The sequence below is a fragment of the Frankia sp. ACN1ag genome, from assembly GCF_001414035.1.
GTDB lineage: Bacteria > Actinomycetota > Actinomycetes > Frankiales > Frankiaceae > Frankia > Frankia torreyi.
In genome coordinates this window covers 162,777-177,473 of record NZ_LJPA01000014.1, presented here as the reverse complement: position 1 = coordinate 177,473, position 14,697 = coordinate 162,777, and the positions used below count along the sequence as shown (strand labels likewise).

Here is a 14,697-nt window from a genome sequence, read left to right as displayed (position 1 = left end):
CACGCCGTACGAGCCGTCGGACGGGATCGCCGCGGAGGTCCAGTCACCCTCGGGGGTGCCGTTGACCCAGGTGTAGACGTGGTCGATCGCGGCCGAGGCGGCCGAGGCGGCCGACGAGGCGCCACGAACCTCGATGATCTCGGCGCCGCGCTTGGCCACCCGCGGGATGAACTCCTCGGCGATCCACTTCTGGTCGCCGACGGCCTCGGCGCCGCTGCGGCCCCCGACCTGGGCGTGGAAGATGTCCGGGTACTGGGTGGCCGAGTGGTTGCCCCAGATGGTGATCTTGCGGATCTCGGCGCTGGGAACGCCGAGCTTCTTCGCCAACTGCGCGATCGCGCGGTTGTGGTCGAGGCGGGTCATGGCGGTGAATCGCTCGGCAGGCACATCCGGCGCGTGCGTCTGGGCGATGAGCGCGTTCGTGTTCGCCGGGTTGCCGACGACCAGGACCCTGATGTCCTCCGCCGCGCCGCTGTTGATCGCCTCGCCCTGCGGCTTGAAGATGCCGCCGTTGGCGGACAGCAGGTCGCCGCGCTCCATGCCCTTGGTCCGCGGGNGGGCGCCGACGAGCAGGGCGACGTTGGTGCCCTCGAACGCCCGCTTGGCGTCGTCGAACACATCCACCCCGGCCAGCAGCGGGAACGCGCTGTCCTCGAGTTCGAGGGCGGTGCCCTCGGCCGCCCGGACGGCCTGCGGGATCTCCAGCAGCCGCAGCTTCACCGGCGTGTCCGCGCCCAGCAACTGGCCCGACGCGATGCGGAACAGCAGCGCATAGCCGATCTGACCGGCGGCGCCGGTGACGGTGACGTTGACGGGCGTTGAACTCACTGGCATCTCCTGGTACAGGTCATCCGGAAGCTCGGGCGGCGGACCGGGACGACCGGCGGCGATCGTGGACCGGCCCACGAAATGCGATGTCTTTCCTTCGCCCCAGCGATGCTAGTCCGACCGCCTGCAACACGGGCAGCTTGGCGGGGCGGAGCGGCTCACACCCCCCGAGGAGGCGTCGGCCCGACCGGCGGGCGCGCCGGCGCCGGGCCGCGGACGTGCGCGGACAGGCCCGCGAGGGGTGGGTACGCCGGGGTCGGCACCGCCGGCGACTCCCCGGCGGTGCCGGCCCCTACTGGCCGATCTCGTCGCCGCAGCGGGGCGCCGGCGGCACGAGCTCGAAATGCTGCGCGTCCGCGGTGACCTGGAGAAAGGTATAGCAGCGGTTGATCTGCCCGAAATGCGAGGAGAAATCGATCGGCGCGGGCAGCAGACCGTCGGCGTCGTAGCCCTTCAGCCCGCGCAGCCCCCGGATGAACGACTCCCGGCTCGGGCACGGCCCGGCCGCGGCGAGACCTCGCAGGAACATGTCGGCCGAGATCCAGCCGGACAGGGCGGCCTGCTGGGCCGGCGGTGACACCTGCGGGGCGTACTTGAGCATCCCGGCGAGGAAGCGCTGGTGCGCGGGCGTGCCCACCTCGAACGGCTGGTAGTCGACGAACGTGTAGAGGCCGGCGAGCACCGGGCCGAAGACCCGCAACAACCGCTGGTCGTAGCTGACGGGCGACAGGATCACGCGCAGGTTCGCGTGGGCGGCGCGGGCGCCGACGACCACCTGGCCGAAGGCGGCGCCGGTGACCGCGCCGACCAGGACGTCCGCGCCGCTGGCCCGCACCTTCTCCCCGATGCCGGGGATGTCGATCGGGCCGGTCGCGTCGACCCGACCGACCACCCGGATGCCTGCCGCCTGCAGGCTCAGCGCCAGCTTGTCCGCCATCGTCATCGACGTCGCCGAGAACGCCGACTGCGCGATGACCGCGGTGCGCCCGCCGCGCTCGGCCACGAACGCGCCCCAGGTGGTGACGGACGGCCCGTCCGAGATCATGTTGGAGTAGCTGAACATGTTGTCGTTCTGCGTCCAGGCCGCCTCCAGCGACGTGCCCGTCACCGGCACCCGGGCGCCGTGCAGGTAGGCCGCGGAGCCGCTGGCCACCGAGGTCGACTCGATGAGGCCGAAGACCCGGTCGGTCTGGACCAGCGCGCGGGCACCGGCCTCGTTGCCCGCGGGATTCGAGGCGTCGTCGCGCCAGGTGTAACGGACCTGGCGACCGCCCACGCCGCCGGCGGCGTCGGCGACCCCGAGCCGCGCGTCGACGCCGGCGCGGAACGGCGCGAACAGCGACGCCGCGTTGCCGGTGTCCGGGTAGAGCAGCCCGAGACGCACCGCGTCCGGGGTGACGCCCGGCTCGGCGCAGACCGGCGCCGTCGGCTTCTCGTCGCTGGACACCCGGCAGCCGACCACCCCCAGCGCGACCGCGACGCCGAGCAGGCCGACGAGGAGGCGACGGTGGGCCCGCGCTCGACGCCGCGACCCGCCCCGCGGTCGACGCCGGCCGGTAGCCGGGACCGTGACGCTGCTCACTCCACCAACCTTGGCGCAGGATGACATGCTCCGGTGCCATTCCGTTGATTTTGTGAGATTCGCCAGAGCTGGATTGGGCTGGTTTAGGCTGCCGGCGGTGCCACCGGCTCGTTGGCTCACACCGCAGCGGGCGGGGNGGNTGGGGNGGGAAGGATGGGGCGATGGCCGCGGCGAAACCGACCCTGAAGATCGAATGCTGCACCCGCTGCCGCTGGCTACCGCGGGCGGCCTGGCTCGCCCAGGAGCTGCTGACCACATTCGAGGGGGACCTGGCCGAGGTCTGCCTGGTGCCCGGGACGGGCGGGGTGTTCGTCGTGCGGCTCGGCGACCGGGTGCTCTGGGATCGGCGGGAGCAGGGCTTTCCCGAGCCGTCCGCCGTCAAGCGGCTCGTGCGGGACGCGGTTGCGCCCGGACGACCTCTCGGCCATGTGGAAGCGTCGGCAGGCGATCCGGACGCCTGACCGCGGGGAGATCAGGGCGCGGGGAGATCAGAACGCGGCGGCGGCGGCTCGGGCGATGGCCTCGTCCAGCGGTGCGGGAGCGCCGCTGACCCCGACGGCGCCGACGATCATCCCGTCCCGCCGCAACGGCAGCGCGCCGGTCAGGCCCGAGCCGGGCTCGGGCGGCGGGCGTTCCCAGCCGCCGTACCCCTCGTCCCCGACCCCGGACCCGGCGGGGCCGCCCTCACCCCCGGTGTGGTTCACCAGGCGGGCCGGCGCGGCGGAGGCCCGCGCCGCGCACGCCCGGTCGACCGAGATGTCGGCGGTCTGCAGGCGGGCGTTGTCCATCCGGACATGGGCCACCAAAATGCCCGCGTAGTCGACGACGGCGATGTTAACCGGTTGACCGAGGTGAATCGCATACCTTTCCCCGGCCGCGATGATCCGGCGGGCATCCTCGAGCGATACGGTCATCCGCGACTCTCCCCATAAAGCGGCGTTCCGGTGCGCCTGACCATAGGCCCAGATCGGCCGTCGGGTGGTGGAAGGCGCGCCGCAGAACAACCGTCGCTCACGGCGGTTCCCCGCGCGAGCGGCGGCACACAGAAGGACACAGGTTGCCCGCAGCCGACGCGGTGGCGCCGCGGCCGGGGCACGGAACACGGGGAAACAGTGAGGTCGCGCCAGGCGGGTCACGCGGCGGCGCCGTTCGCGCGGGCGTCGGCGGGACGCGGGGACCCGGGTTCCCCGACGGCCCCGGCCCGCCGCTGGGGTCGCCCGCCCGGGCCAGACGGGTGGCCCGGGCGGACCACCACCGCCGCGCCGGCCCGCGCCGGCCGGGTCCGGTTGCAGAGCCGTCCCGACCGGTGGCGGCGCCGCGCCGAGGTGGGTGGCGCGGGCGGCGGCGGTCCACGTCGCCGCCGCCCGCGCGGGACACCACGACCGACCCGCGCCGTTGCGGGGCGGCCGTGGTGAGTCCGGTGGCCGGCGCCGGGTCAGGCCGCCGCGGCCAGCGGTAGCACGACCCGGGGGAAGCGGTGGATCAGCCGGGTCGTGAGCTGACCGCCGTCGAGCATGTCGAGCAGCGCCCCGGCCCGGCGATGGTCCAGCCGGCCCGACCGGTGCAGACCCCGCAGCCGCAGCAGACCCGGCAGGTGCGCCTCGATGGCCCGCTGGTCGGGTCGGGGGGCGCCGTCGAGCCAGGCGTCGAACTGCCCGCCGGTCATGATCTCCCACACGATCGTGTCGGCCACCGCGCCGGTGCCGTCGGTGATCGTCACCAGGTGGGGCACCCGGACCAGGTCGCTGAAGCCCGCCAGGTCCGGCCGAAGCCCGGCGGTCACCACGTTGTTGCCGAGCCGGGGATCGAGCCCGGGCGCCGGGCGGCGTAGCACGTTGCGCAGATGGGAGGCGAAGGCGAGGGCCAGAGCGCTGCGTCCAGGGGGGCTGGCGTGGGCGTGCAGCACGATGGCGTCGACCCCGGGCGAGCGCACCTGCTCGGCGGCGGCCCGGACCAGCCACGCCGGCTCGACCAGGACAAATCCCACCTGGGCCCGCCGACGCTCGGCGATCGCGTCGCCGCCGTCCTCCATCGAGCTGGGCACTCCGAGGGTTTCGTGGGTCCACTGGCAGGTGATGAGCCCATCGGCACCCGGCAGTGAGAGCAGGGGAAGATCTCCCGAGCTGAAGATCCGTTCCGTGGCGGGCGGGGGCATGCTGTCTCCGGTCCGGTTGGCCGGAAGCGCCGCGAAGGCGATCGCCGGCCGCAGGGGCGGGTCGGTACGGGTAGGGACAGAACGGGCCTCGTTGCACCGCATGTCCGTCCGATCCAGCAGGTTGGGGGCCGAGACGACGTCGCGTTGGGACGTCTGGGCCAGCCACGCGTGCTGCGGGCTGCGGGCGAGCGGAGCCCGCACGGCCGTGGCGCACGCCTGCCGGGAAGGGACGACCGGAGTCAGCAGGACCATGATGGCGGACGCCTACTGCAGCAGGTTGTCGAAATCGCCGTCCTTGGCGCCGAGTATCAGGGCCTCTATCTCGGCTCGGGTGTAGACGAGGGCAGGGCCGTTCGGATGCCGGGAGTTGCGGACGGCCACCTCGTCGCCCGGCAGCTTCGCCATCTCGACGCAGTTGCCCTGCGAGTTGCTCCGCCGGCTCTTCTGCCAGGTCACGCGCTCCAGCGCCGCCGCAGACATGCCACTGTAGATCTTGGTCACGCGATCTCCCGAAGCCCCGAGTAGCCGTGCCACGACGGCCCTCACCCACGCAGCCCGCCTGTCGCACCGCCGCACCGCGATGGACTCCTCGCCGGCCACCCCGGACGGGACTNCCCCCGAANCCCCCGCCGATGTGCCCGCGTGTGCGCCTGCACGAACTTCGGCTCACGATACAGCACGGTCAGGTGCACGTGCATCAAGCGGGTCGCATGTGCGCGCCACGGCCTCACGTGCGACCGGCCATGCGGTTGCCGCGGTCGCGACCCCCGGCCCCTGGACCCGGGGAGCGGCCGGCCGGGGCGCTCCCCGGGTGACCGCGTACCCCGGTGGCGCTAGCACTCCTGGTCGGGAGTTCACAGAGATGACCCGAAGGAGGTAGCGAATCGTCCGAATAAACCCGCAAAGTGGCGAATCACGCAGCCGACCAGCGACGCCGTAACGGCGTACCAAGGGACCTGGCCGCAGGAAGGGGGCGGTGACTTGCGGGAATGGCCTGCGAGCGCGGCGGGGCCCTGGGACTCCGGAACCAAGGGACGCCGATCGGGGGGGCGCCCGCTGGTGTAAAAGTTCATAGCCCCGACACGTCGGGCATCGGGACGCAGCGGACGACGACCGGATCCGGAGGCCACTCGCACTCGCGAGGGACAACGCAATGAGAACCCATCGCCGGACCACCGGGGAGGCCCTCGCACCACGCAGCGTCTCGCCGACCACATCCCGGATCCACCGTCCCGGCGCCGGAACATCTCCGGCCGCCGCGGCGGCACCCGGCGCAGCGACCGCCACCGGTGGGCGGCGCGGGCAGCACGACCGGGCCGGCGACCCGGCCGCATTCACCCGAGTGGGGAGTCGGCCGCCCTGCCCGGTCCCGCGGTCAGGTGGAATCAGACGACGAGCAACCGCGCAGCCACTCGCGTTCCACGGCCGGGGGCGGCAGCCGACGGTCCGGGGCTTCCGGCGGAGGTTGAGCCGGCGCACCGGACGAACGCGGGGACCAGACGAACGCGGGGACCATGGGACAAACGGGCGGGCGGGGGCACGAGAGAGTGGAAGCGAACGCGTGCGAGCGGGAGGGAGTGGGGGCGGCCCCAGGCGGCCTCGTCGGAGCAGATCGGAAGGCCCGCGTCACTGGGAGCTACGACCGATCCCTGGCCGCACCTTCGGGGGCATCTGTACCGCCAGGCCAGCGGACACCCACCACCGGCACTCTCTGTGAGCGTGTATACAAATAACCCTCACTGCGCTAAACAAGCAGCTGTCATCCAGACAAGAGAACCAGCCACATAACCGGATCCAGAAGATCAGATGTCATACTCTTGCGTTGACCGATGGCGAGGGGGCCGACCGTGACGACAGCTCAGCCGGGAAGTGGGCCGACCGTGCGTCGGATCCTGCTCGGCTCACAGCTCCGTCGACTTCGCGAGGAGAAGGGCATCAGTCGGGAGACCGCTGGATACCACATCCGCGCCTCCGAGTCGAAGATCAGCCGGATGGAGCTGGGCCGAGTCAGCTTCAAAGAACGAGATGTCGCCGACCTGCTGACCTTCTATCAGGTCACGGACGAAGCCGAGCGCGCTCCTTTGCTGGCGCTCGTGCGCGAGGCGAACACCGCCGGCTGGTGGCAGAACTTCAACGACGTTCTCCCCACCTGGTTCCAGCCGTACGTGGGACTTGAGGAGTCCGCCCAACTGATCCGCACCTACGAGCTGCAGTTCATTCCGGGACTGCTCCAGACCGAAGACTATGCGCGAGCCATCATCACTCAAGGTAGTGTCGGGGCTCCCGTCGAGGTCATCGAGCGGCGGGTGAGCGTCCGCATCAACCGGCAGAAGTTGCTTTACCGCAAGAACCCTCCGCGACTGTGGGTGGTCATTGACGAGGCAGCGCTGCGCCGGCCGATCGGCGGCCCCAAGGTGATGCGCGCGCAGATCGAGCATCTGATCAACATCGCGCCGTTGCAGAACCTCACCCTGCAGGTGATGCCCTTCGCCTTCGGCGGCCACGCGGCCGAGGGCGGCGCGTTCACCATCCTGCGCTTCCCGGAGATGGACCTGCCCGACGTCGTCTACCTGGAGCAGCTCACCGGCTCCACCTACCTGGACAAGCGCGAGGACGTCGACCGGTACATGGAGGTCTACAACCGGCTCAGCGTCGACAGCACGACCCCGGCGTCCACCCCCGACGTCCTGCGGCGCATCGTCAACGAGTACTGAGTCCGCGCCGGCCGGCCACGCACCTGCCCGGTGCCGGCCGGCGGCGCGGCCGCTCAGCGGCCCTGGGACCCGACGGCGCTGACGGCGGCGCACGCGGACGGCGGCCAGGTGAGCTCCAGGCTCAGCCACTGATCGTCCAGGTCGACGCCGATCCCCACCATCGGGGCGTCCCCCTCCGGCCCGACGGCACCGGCACCGGCACCGTTCGGCCAGGGCGGTGGCACCCGGTCCGGCCAGGGCAGCGCGACGAAGACGCTGCCACCGGCGGGCGCCCACAGCACCGTGACGATCGCCCGCCCGCCCGAGGCCGCGGCGAGCAGCGCACCGACCCGGTCGGCCAGCGCCGCGCGCACCGGCGCCGGCGCCGAGCGCAGATCGCCGGAGAGCTGGATCTCGACGCTGATCCCCGCATTCTCGGCGTCGGCGAGCACCGGGTCCAGATCCGCGAGCGCGGACGACGGCCCGCCGCCGGTCAGCATCCGGCGGATCGTCGCAGCCCGCACCGCGCAGCGGCTGCGCACGGCCGCCGCCCGCGGGTCGAGCCGGCCGTCGGCGATCCCCGCCAGCAGCGGCAACGCGTCCGCCTCGACGGAACCCAGCCACTGGACGCGCTCGCGGCGGATCATCAGCGATGCGTCGATGCGCGCGGCGACCTCGGCCTCGGCCGCCAGGGTGCGCGCGGTGGTGTCGGCGGTGGCGCGCAGCAGCGGGCCGAGCATGGCGGCGACGATCTGCACGCCGCACATCCCGTAGATGTTCGAGCTCAACCGGGCGAGCACCAACGGATTGTCCGGGTCCCGCACGAGAACCAGGCCGACCAGCAGCAGGATCGTCACCACCAGGGCGGCGGTCCACTCCCGGCGAGGCCGGGAGGCGGTGATGAACGCGAGCAGCAGCGGCAGGACGAACAGCGGCCAGTTGGCGATCCGCACGATGTCCGGCCCGCGGGTGTTCGCCGCCCCGGCGGCGGTGACGGCCAGGGTCGTCGCCAGCAGCGCCAGCGATTCTGCGCGCCCCAGCGGCCGGTCCCGAACCCGCCGTGCGGTCTCGGCGATCACCAGCGCGAGGACCGCCCACAGCAGCGCCGCGACCGGGCGCTCCCGCACCCAACCGAGCGTCGCGACCAGCGGCGCCAGCATGACGACCAACCAGAGGCCGGCGATCTGGCCGACGGCGCGCCGCTGCCCGGCGGCATAGGCGTCACCGAGGTCGGCGGCGATCGCGGTGACCCCCCGCCGGTCGGCGACGACCCCGCCACCGCGACCCGACGCCGGACCCGCGGCACCACCGCCACCACCACCGGCACCGGCACCGGCACCGGCACCGGCACCGGCACCGGCACCGGCGAGGATCGGCGTGCGCCACTGGAGCCGCACGGTCGTGCCGCGACCCGGCGCCGAGACGATGTCGACCGTCCCGGCCACGTCGTCGAGCCGGCCGACGATCGAGCGGCGCAGGCCGAGCCGGGCCGGGTCGACCCGGGCCGGGTCGAAACCGCGGCCGGCGTCGGACACCTGCACGGTGACGACACCCGCGCCCCCGTCGAGGCGGACCCGCGCCCGCCGGGTGCCCGCGTGGCGCTCCACGTTCGCCAACGCCTCACCGACCGCGCCCGCGAACGCGGCACCGACGACGGCGGGCGGTTCGGTTCGCACCGCCCCGCGGGCGGCGCCGCGCAGGTGGTTGTCGAAGGTGACCCGCAGCCGCGGACCGTTGGCGTTGCGGACGACCTCGGCCAGACGCTCGTCGATGGGCGGCTCGTTCGCCTCGTCCGGGTCGAGCAGGCCCTGCACGGCGGCGAGACTCTGCCCGCAGCGCCTACGGGCCAGCGCCACGTCCCGCCCCCCGCCCCAGGCGATCCCGGTCAGCGTGTTGAGGACCGTGTCATGGATGATCCGCTCGCGCTCCCGGCGGTCCCGGGCGACCGCGTGGACCACGGCCTCGCCGCGGTGGCGGGCCACGACGTTCGCCCAGCGCCGGTCGGCGGTACGGGCGATCTGGCGCAGCCGGCCGATCGCGAGACCCAGCAGCCCCGGCACCAGCACCAGAATCGTCGACTCGACGATGACCTGCGGGTTGTGCCCCCAGCCCCCCACCAGGGTGCCCGCGCCGAGCAGCAGGATGCTCGGCGCGGCCAGCGCCGGCGGGAAGGCCCAGACGGCGACGACCGCCGCGTTGATCGCGGTCAGGAACACGAAGTTGCCGCTGTCCCCCACGGACTGCGGCGGCAGCCAACGCCCGGCCGTCAGCGCCAGCGCCAGCGCGACCGCGACGCTCGCGGCGGCGAGCAGGTGCCCCACCCCGCGACGCAGGCCCACCACGCAGAAGAACACGCCCCAGCCGACGCTGACCAGCACGACCGCCAGCGCCGCCGGGTGGCCGGCGTACCAGTGCCAGACGAGTAGGTAGGCCAGGGTCAGCAGGACCGCGACGGCGCGCAGCGCGACGAGCACCGCGGCCATGACCTGTTCCAGCGCCCGGTAGGCACGGCCCGCCTCGACCGACGCGCGGCCCAGCTCCAGCGCGGCGGCGCCGAAGGCGGTGTCGGTGATCCCGTCGCCGGCCGCCGGCCCGCCCGGCGTCGCCGCCCGCCTGCCGTGGCGGCCGGTACCCTCGGGTTCGAGTTCCTCCGCCGTCCCCACGGTGGAACCGATGCCGCGCCTCACCACGGTGGCTCCGTCATGGCTTGGCGGTTCCGTCATGGTTTGGCATCACTTCCGACCCGAAGCCCGTTCCGCCCGGGCGAGCTGGTCGCAGGCTACAGGTCGGGTGCCCCCTCCCGCCGGCAAAGGATGCCTCCCGCCGCCGGCACCGGGAATTGGACGTCCGGGCAGGTCGGCGGCGCGAGATCGAGGAGTCGGTCGCCGGCGGTCGCCCGGAGGCCGGCGGCCCCGCGCCCGAAGTGCCCTAGGCTTGACCGCGTGTGGAAGGACCGCCAGTGAATCCTCCGCCGTCCGCGGACCCCACCCGCGTGGACCGGGAGCAGGCCGACCGGGAGCAGGCCGACCGGGAGGGGACGCTGCGGGTCGGCGAGCTGTCCGCCCGGCTGGCGGAGCTGGGACCCCGTGACGCCCACCGGCTCGGCCGGCGTCTCGCCGACACCCGGCGCACCCGCGAGCCCGCCGCCCGCCAGCGCGCCCTGCGGGCCATCGCCGCCGACGCCGATCGGGCGGCCGCGCGGGTCGCCCGGCGGCGGGCGAACGTGCCCGCGCTCAGTTACCCCGATATCCTCCCGGTTACTCAGCGTAAGGACGAGATCCTCGCCGCGATCCGCGACGATCAGGTTGTGATCATCGCCGGTGAGACCGGTTCCGGCAAGACCACCCAGCTACCGAAGATCTGCCTGGAGCTCGGCCGCGGGGTCCGCGGGATGATCGGTCACACCCAGCCGCGACGGATCGCCGCGCGCACCGTCGCGGACCGCATCGCCGAGGAGCTGGGCACCCCCTCGCCGCAGGCCGGCGGGGTCGTCGGCTACCAGACCCGGTTCACCGACCAGGTGCACGACGACACCCTCGTCAAGCTCATGACCGACGGCATCCTGCTGGCCGAGATCTCCTCGGACCGGTCGCTGCGCCGCTACGACACGCTGATCATCGACGAGGCCCACGAACGCAGCCTCAACATCGACTTCATCCTCGGCTACCTGCGCTCGCTGCTCCCCCGCCGGCCGGATCTCAAGGTGGTCATCACCTCCGCGACGATCGAGACGGCCCGGTTCTCCGCGCACTTCGGCGACGCGCCCGTCATCGAGGTCTCCGGGCGCACCTACCCGGTCGAGGTGCGCTACCGCCCGCTGGTGCCGGGCGCCCGCGACGCCGACCCGACAGGCCCGACAGGCCCGACAGGCCCGACCGCGGCCGAACCGGATGCGCGGCCCGCCGAGGAGTCTGCCGGTGGCCGCGGGACCGGCCGGGCCCGCGGCGGCAGCGGCCCGGGCGGGCGCCGCGGGCAGCCGGTCGAGCCCGAACGCGATCAGACCCAGGCGATCAGCGACGCCGTCGACGAGCTGTGCGCCGAGGGCCCCGGCGACATCCTGGTGTTCCTCAGCGGGGAACGGGAGATCCGGGACACCGCCGAGGCGCTCGCGCGCGAGCAGCGGCCGAACACGGAGATCGTGCCGCTCTACGCCCGGCTGTCCGCCGGCGAGCAGCACCGGGTCTTCCAGCCGCACACCGGACGGCGGGTGGTGCTGGCGACCAACGTCGCGGAGACCTCGCTGACGGTGCCCGGCATCCGTTACGTCATCGATCCCGGCACCGCGCGCATCTCCCGTTACAGCCATCGGACGAAGGTGCAGCGCCTGCCGATCGAGCCGGTCTCGCAGGCGTCCGCGAACCAGCGCAAGGGCCGGTGCGGGCGGACCGCGGACGGCATCTGCATCCGGCTCTACAGCGAGGAGGACTTCGCCGGCCGGCCCGAGTTCACCGACCCGGAGATCCTGCGGACGAATCTGGCCTCGGTGATCCTGCGGATGGCCGATCTCGGGCTGGGCGACATGGCCACCTTCGGCTTCCTCGACCCGCCCGACCCGCGCCAGATCAGCGACGGGGAGCTGCTGCTCACCGAGCTGGGGGCGTTCGACGCCGGCGGCACTGGCGCAGGCGGGCCCGCCGCGGGCGCGACCACCCCAGGCGCAGCCACCCCGGGCGGTACCGGCGCGGGCGGTACCGGCGCGGGCGGTACCGGCGCGGGCCGGCGGATCACGCCGATCGGTCGGCGCCTCGCGCAGATCCCCGTGGATCCCCGGCTGGCCCGCATGGTGCTCGCCGGCGACGAGCAGGGCTGCCTGCGGGAGGTGNTGGTCATCGCGGCGGCGCTGGCCATCCAGGATCCGCGGGACCGTCCGGTCGAACACCAGCAGGCCGCCGACGAGCGGCACGCCCGGTTCGCGGACCCGACCTCGGACTTTCTCGCCTACCTGAACCTGTGGAACTACCTGCGCGACGCCCGCGGCGAGCTGTCCGCCAACCAGTTTCGGCGGATGTGCCGGACCGAGTTCCTCAACTACCTGCGCATCCGCGAGTGGCAGGACGTCCATGGCCAGCTCGCCGCCGTGGCCCGCGGCCTGGGTCTGAACGCCGACGCCCGCGCCGGCGACCGCGCCCCCCGCGACGACCGTGGCGGCGGGAACAGCACGGGCGGCGGGAACAGCACGGGCGGCGGGAACGGCGCAGGTGGCGGGAACGGCGCAGGTGGCGGGAACGGCGCAGGTGGCGGGAACGGCGCAGGTGGCGGGAACGGCGCAGGTGGCACGGCCGATCCGCGGGCGGTGCACCGGGCGCTGCTGACCGGCCTGCTGTCGCATATCGGCCGGTACGACCCGGAGCGCCGCGAGTACGCTGGGGCCCGCGGCAGCCGGTTCATGCTGTGGCCGGGCTCGGCCATGGCCCGCGGCCGGGGCCGGGCCGACCGCGCCGCCGCCGCGGACACCGCCGCCGACGGGACCGGCCCGGACGCGCCGCGGCAGCGTCCGTCCGGGCCGCCGGCCTGGGTGATGGCCGCCGAGCTCGTCGAGACGTCGCGGCTGTGGGGACGCACCGCGGCGCGGATCGACCCGGACTGGATCGAGCCGCTGGCCGGGCATCTCGTGCACCGCAGCTACAGCGAGCCGCGCTGGTCCCGCCGGCAGGGGGCGGTGCTCGCCGACGAGCGGGTGACGCTGTACGGGGTGCCGATCGTCGCCGGCCGCCCGGTGCAGTACAGCCGGATCGACCCGGCGCTGTGCCGGGAGCTGTTCATCCGCCACGCCCTGGTCGAGGGCGACTGGCAGACCCGGCACGAGTTCTTCCAGCGCAACCAGCGACTGCTCGCCGACGCCGAGGAGCTGGAGCACCGGGCGCGCCGGCGCGACATCGTCGTCGACGATGAGGTGCTGTTCGGCTTCTACGCCGAACGGATCCCGGCCGACGTCGTCTCCGTCCGGCACTTCGACGCCTGGTGGCGCAAGGCCCGGCGCGCCACCCCCGACCTGCTCGACTTTCCCCGTTCACTGCTCGTCTCCGCGGGCGCGGCGGACGTGCGCGAGGACGACTACCCCGACGTCTGGCGGCTCGGCGAACTGGCCCTGCCGCTGAGCTACCAGTTCGAACCTGGGTCGGCGGCCGACGGGGTCACCGTGCACATTCCGCTGCCCGTGCTCAACCAGGTGGCCGCCGAGGGCTTCGAGTGGCAGGTCCCGGGGCTGCGCGAGGAGCTGGTGACCGCGCTGATCCGGGGACTGCCGAAGGTGGTCCGGCGCAGCTTCGTGCCGGCGCCGAACTACGCCCGCGCGGTGCTCGCGCACATCACCCCGGGTCAGGCCCCGCTGCTGGTCGCGGTCGAGCATGAGCTGCGCCGGATGGGCGGCCCGGAGATCCCGCGGGACTCCTGGTCGCTGGCTGCCGTCCCGGACCATCTGCGGATCACCTTTCGGGTCTCCGACGTCCACGGGGCGGTGCTCGCCGAGGGCAAGGACCTCGACGCGATCAAGCAGCGGCTACGGCCACGGACCCGGGAGGCCGTCGCCGCCGCGGCGGACGGCGTCGAACGGTCCGGGCTGCGGTCCTGGGACGGCGTCGGCACTCTGCCCAAGGTCGTGGAGCTGCGCCGCGGCGGCCACGTCGTCAAGGCGTTCCCGGCGCTGGTCGACGAGGGAAACACCGTCGCGGTCCGGGCCACCGACACCGAGACCGAGCAGCGCCAGACGATGTGGGCCGGCACCCGCCGGCTCGTGCTACTCGGCGTCGCCTCGCCGATCCGCGGCCTCAACGGGCGGCTGTCCAACGCGGCGAAGCTCGCCCTGAGCCACAACCCGCACCGGGACGCCGCCGACCTGCTCGACGACTGTGTCCGAGCCGCCGCCGACCGCCTCATCACCGCCGCCGGCGGTCCGGTCTGGGACGAGGCGGGTTTCACCACGCTGCTCGCCGCGGTGCGCGCCGGCCTGCCCGAGGCGTCGTTCGCGGTCGTCCGCGAGGTCCAGCAGGTCCTCGCGCTCGCGCACACCGTCGACCTGGCGCTGCGGGACCTGCGCGCGCCGGTGCTGGCCGCCTCGGTCGCCGACGCCCGCGGGCACCTCGACGCGTTGATCTACCGCGGTTTCGTCACCGACACCGGCGCGGACCGGCTCGCCGACCTCGCCCGCTACCTCACCGCCCTGGAGCGCCGGCTGGAACGGCTGCCCCGCGACCCCGGCCGGGACCGGATCAACACCGCGACCGTGGGGCGGGCGTGGGAGGCCTACCGGGAGCTGCTCGCGACGGTGCCCGCCGGCCGGGAGCCGGGCGAGGAGATCCGCCGCATCCGCTGGATGCTCGAGGAGCTGCGGGTGAGCCTGTTCGCCCAGAACCTGCGCACCCCGTACCCTGTCTCCGAGGAACGCGTCTACCGCGCCATCGACACCCTCCTCGGCTGACCGGAGCGGCCTGCGCCCGGGC

At 73.7% G+C, this 14,697-nt stretch carries 8 protein-coding genes and 3 pseudogenes; 4 read left to right on the top strand and 7 right to left on the bottom strand.

All coding sequences use genetic code 11. The annotated features are described in order from the left end of the window. The 3 genes and pseudogenes from UK82_RS37920 to UK82_RS15000 all read right to left on the bottom strand — a co-directional run. Positions 1–556: pseudogene (locus UK82_RS37920) on the bottom strand (malate dehydrogenase); the annotation flags it as partial. A 1-nt stretch (position 557) separates the two neighbouring features. After that, positions 558–828 (bottom strand): annotated as a pseudogene (locus UK82_RS37915) (malate dehydrogenase); the annotation flags it as partial. Between the two features lie 292 nt (positions 829–1,120). After that, positions 1,121–2,437: an ABC transporter substrate-binding protein gene (locus tag UK82_RS15000; protein ID WP_044883728.1), complete on the bottom strand. Its 1,317-nt coding sequence runs from the start codon at positions 2,435–2,437 to the stop codon at positions 1,121–1,123. Positions 2,438–2,571: 134 nt separating this feature from the next. Between UK82_RS15000 and UK82_RS14995 the strand changes: the two genes are divergently transcribed. Next, on the top strand, positions 2,572–2,871 hold the full coding sequence (locus UK82_RS14995) for a SelT/SelW/SelH family protein (RefSeq protein WP_055407756.1): 300 nt from the start codon (positions 2,572–2,574) through the stop codon (positions 2,869–2,871). 27 nt (positions 2,872–2,898) lie between these two features. Here the strand turns inward: UK82_RS14995 and UK82_RS14990 are convergent, their stop codons facing one another. The 3 genes from UK82_RS14990 to UK82_RS14980 all read right to left on the bottom strand — a co-directional run bounded on the left by UK82_RS14990 (position 2,899) and on the right by UK82_RS14980 (position 5,045). Beyond that, positions 2,899–3,324 carry a heme-binding protein gene (locus tag UK82_RS14990; protein WP_055407754.1) on the bottom strand — a complete coding sequence of 142 codons (426 nt, stop codon included), beginning with the start codon at positions 3,322–3,324 and terminating at the stop codon, positions 2,899–2,901. A 521-nt stretch (positions 3,325–3,845) separates the two neighbouring features. Continuing rightward, positions 3,846–4,817, bottom strand: coding sequence for a hypothetical protein (locus tag UK82_RS14985; RefSeq protein WP_236705949.1), 972 nt, complete (start codon positions 4,815–4,817; stop codon positions 3,846–3,848). 12 nt (positions 4,818–4,829) lie between these two features. Then, positions 4,830–5,045: a DUF397 domain-containing protein gene (locus UK82_RS14980; protein WP_264762543.1), complete on the bottom strand. Its 216-nt coding sequence runs from the start codon at positions 5,043–5,045 to the stop codon at positions 4,830–4,832. Positions 5,046–6,412: 1,367 nt separating this feature from the next. Between UK82_RS14980 and UK82_RS14975 the strand changes: the two genes are divergently transcribed. Next, the gene (locus tag UK82_RS14975; protein ID WP_044883828.1) at positions 6,413–7,279 is read left to right on the top strand and encodes a helix-turn-helix transcriptional regulator; all 867 of its coding nucleotides are present in this window, start codon (positions 6,413–6,415) and stop codon (positions 7,277–7,279) included. 53 nt (positions 7,280–7,332) lie between these two features. On the opposite strand, the gene UK82_RS33665 is transcribed toward UK82_RS14975, so the two are convergent. Continuing rightward, complete coding sequence (locus UK82_RS33665) at positions 7,333–9,948, bottom strand: sensor histidine kinase (protein ID WP_236705948.1); 2,616 nt, start codon at positions 9,946–9,948, stop codon at positions 7,333–7,335. A gap of 386 nt (positions 9,949–10,334) precedes the next feature. On the opposite strand from UK82_RS33665, the pseudogene UK82_RS37910 reads away from it, so the two are divergent. After that, positions 10,335–12,080: pseudogene (locus UK82_RS37910) on the top strand (helicase-related protein); the annotation flags it as partial. A 1-nt stretch (position 12,081) separates the two neighbouring features. Further along, on the top strand, positions 12,082–14,675 hold a 2,594-nt coding region (gene hrpA / locus UK82_RS37905), incomplete at its 5' end, for an ATP-dependent RNA helicase HrpA (RefSeq protein WP_236705947.1). Between the last annotated feature and the right edge of the window lie 22 nt (positions 14,676–14,697).